This window comes from Streptomyces sp. C, assembly GCF_000158895.1.
Lineage (GTDB): Bacteria > Actinomycetota > Actinomycetes > Streptomycetales > Streptomycetaceae > Streptomyces > Streptomyces racemochromogenes.
In genome coordinates, this window is the sequence record NZ_GG657750.1 from 2017200 (window position 1) to 2019580 (window position 2381).

2 protein-coding genes are annotated in these 2381 nt (G+C 74.1%); one reads left to right on the plus strand and one right to left on the minus strand.

Annotated elements, in window-relative coordinates; all coding sequences use genetic code 11:
- Positions 1-47: 47 nt before the first annotated feature.
- Complete coding sequence (locus SSNG_RS08900) at positions 48-686, minus strand: hypothetical protein (RefSeq protein WP_007263485.1); 639 nt, start codon at positions 684-686, stop codon at positions 48-50.
- Between the two features lie 92 nt (positions 687-778).
- On the opposite strand from SSNG_RS08900, the gene SSNG_RS08905 reads away from it, so the two are divergent.
- Positions 779-2224 (plus strand): WGR domain-containing protein, encoded by a 1446-nt coding sequence (locus tag SSNG_RS08905; protein ID WP_007263486.1) that lies wholly within the window; start codon positions 779-781, stop codon positions 2222-2224.
- The last annotated feature ends 157 nt before the right edge of the window (positions 2225-2381 follow it).

The following is a 2381-nucleotide window of genomic DNA, read 5'->3' on the forward strand; positions in this document are numbered from 1 at the left end:
CACGGCCCCCGCGCGGCAGCGCAGCGGCCGGCCCGGCGGGACACCCCCTAGCGCGGCGGGAGGCCGGTCCAGGCCGGGTGGCGGGGGTCGTCCGCGCGGACGAGGACGTCGGCCGCCCCGGCCGGGTCCGCGTCCCGCGCGTAGCGGGCGAACGCCGGCAGGGTCCACCGCTCGGACTCCGGCGTCCGCCGCCCCAGCGCCCCCGCCGAGAGGCTGACGTGCACGCTCAGGTCGAACGGGAACCAGTGCCCCAGCAGCAGCGGCCCGTGCACGATCACCACCCCGCCCGGCGGCAGTTCGGTGTACGGGCTGCGGGTGGCCCGGTCGGTGACGGGGTCCCACAGGTCGGGCAGGACCCGCCCGCTGCCACCGGGGTCCGTCGGACCGAACACCTCGCGCCACAGCGCGCCCGTGTCGTACCAGCCCTGGAGGTACGCCTCCACGTCCTGCCGCCCGTACTCGAACCGCAGCGAGGCCGGCCGCAGGAAACCCCCGGCGGCCACCACGAGCACCGCCCGGCCGCGCGAGCGCAGCGCCCCGGCCAGCTCCTCCGCGAGGACCCCGGTGTCGGCCGCCGGTGCGCCGTCGATGCCGACGCGTTGCCAGGTGTCGCCCCCGCCAAGCGCGTCGAGGTGGCCGGCGAGCCGCTCGGCCATCCGCTGCCAGGTGATCGCTTCCAGCTTCACGAGCCCATTGTCAGTGGTGCGTCCTAACGTTTTTCACGAGGGATCACCGGTGGAACGGAGCCGGCGGCCCTGCTCTTGGGGAGGGGTCTGTCATGGCTCGGGAGACGACGTATCTGGAGCTGTCGCAGGAGGACGGCGCGGCGCACAAGTTCTACGAGGTGACCGTGGACGGCGCGACCGTCTCGGTGCGCTACGGCCGCATCGGCGCGGCCGGCCAGCTGCAGAGCTCCTCGTTCCCGACGGCCGAGAAGGCCCGCGCGGCCGCCGCCAAGAAGATCGGCGAGAAGGTCCGCAAGGGGTACGCGCCGGCGGTGCGGGGGGCGCGCGCCGCCCGGTCGGTGACGCGGCGGCAGGTGGCGTCGGCGCCGTCCACGGCCCGCGCGGTGGCGCCGGTGCTGTGGCGCTTCCGTACCGGCTCCTCGGCCTTCGGGATCCACGTGGACGAGGACCGCTGCTGGGTGGGCAACCAGGCGGGGGACGTCTACACGGTGAGCCACGGCGGCGAGGTGCTGGCCCGCTACTCCCTGCCGGACGGGGTGAAGTGCCTGGTGGCGGACGAGTTCTGGATATACGCGGGCTGTGACGACGGCACGGTGTACGACCTGTCGTCGAAGGTGCCGTTCGGGGCGTACGGGATAGCCGCGGACGTGGACATCTACTGGCTCGACATCCACGAGGGCGTGCTCAACGTCTCCGATGCCAACGGCGGTCTGACGGTCATCGACCACGAGGACGAGCACCAGTGGTCGCGGAAGTCCTCCGGTACCGGTGCCTGGATGGTCCGGGCGGACGAGCGGGCCGTCTACCACGGGCACAGCGCCGGTGTGACGGCCTACGCGGCCGACGGGACGGGCCAGTTGTGGCACACCGCGACGCCCGGCGGGGTGCTGTTCGGCTGGCAGGAGGAGCACGCGGTGTACGCGGGCACGGTGCGCAACACCGTGCAGCGCCTGTCGAAGGCGACGGGGCGGGTCGAGGCCTCGTACCCGTGCGACTCGGCGGTGTACTCGTGCGCGACGTCCCCGGACGGCCGGCACGTCTTCGCCGGCGACTCCTCCTCGTCGGTGTACTGCTTCGACGCGGACGGACACCGGCTGTGGAAGCTGGGTACCGGCGGGGGTTCGGCCCTGTCGATGCAGTACCTGGACGAGCGGCTGTACCTGGTCACCACGGACGGCTCGCTGGTGTGCGTGGACGCGAGCGAGGCGGCGATCGCCGCGGCCCAGCAGGGTTCGGTCCCGACCGCGGTCGACGTGAAGTCGGCGGCCGCGCTCCCGGTGTTCACCCCGGCGGCGTCCGCGTCGGCGGTGCCGACGGTCTCGGTGGCCGCGGTGCCGGCCGGCGGTGTGGTGGTGGAGTGCGTCCAGCAGGGCGGACGGATGCGGGTGCAGGTGGTCTCGGACGGCTTCGAGCACGGCTGGAACGTGCAGTTCCCGCGCGGGATCCGGGAGGCGGGCGCCCGGTACGTGGTGGACGGGCTGCACGCGGCGAGCGGGGGCTTCTACCGGGTGCGCGGGGAGATACGCCGGCTGGTCTGAGCGGCGCACCGGGGGTCCTCGGGGCAACTGCAGGGCACGGCTCCCCTGGGGGCCGGGGCGGCCACCGACCAGGGGTCGTCCTCGGTGAGGGCGCAGGTGATCTGGAGGACCACGGGCAGGGTCCCGAGGGTTGCGGGCCGAGGTGCACGTTGCCGGC

Coding starts and splice junctions, on each gene's coding strand:
- SSNG_RS08905 (WP_007263486.1), top strand. CDS start 779: ATGGCTCGGGAGACGACGTATCTGGAGCTGTCGCAGGAGGACGGCGCG.